Source organism: Paraburkholderia sp. SIMBA_053, from assembly GCF_046534895.1.
Classification (GTDB): domain Bacteria; phylum Pseudomonadota; class Gammaproteobacteria; order Burkholderiales; family Burkholderiaceae; genus Paraburkholderia; species Paraburkholderia caledonica.
This window is the reverse complement of record NZ_JAWRXU010001935.1, coordinates 1-229: the sequence shown is the minus strand read 5'-3', so window position 1 is coordinate 229 and position 229 is coordinate 1. Positions and strand designations below refer to the sequence as shown.

The 229-nt window shown below is 62.4% G+C and carries 1 pseudogene; it reads left to right on the top strand.

Annotation, left to right across the window (positions count from 1 at the left end):
• Positions 1–229: pseudogene (locus SB753_RS42300) on the top strand (transcriptional regulator); the annotation flags it as partial.

Sequence of the window (229 nt, the reverse complement as noted above, 5' to 3'; positions counted from 1 at the left end):
CCGTTTGCCGGTAGACACGTTCAACCGTTACCTGGCGTATGAAGGGCGATTCGTCGAAACCGCCATCGGGATATTCGGCCATGCGCTGATCAAGGCGCCAGCGATCGCGCAGAAACACTGGCTGATCGGCGTGCTGAACGCATTGTCCACCGAGCAGGTGCCATATTTCGACCGTACCTTCGCAGCGCTCGCGTTGCCGGCGCCACGCAGCGATGCGCGGCTGCCTGCC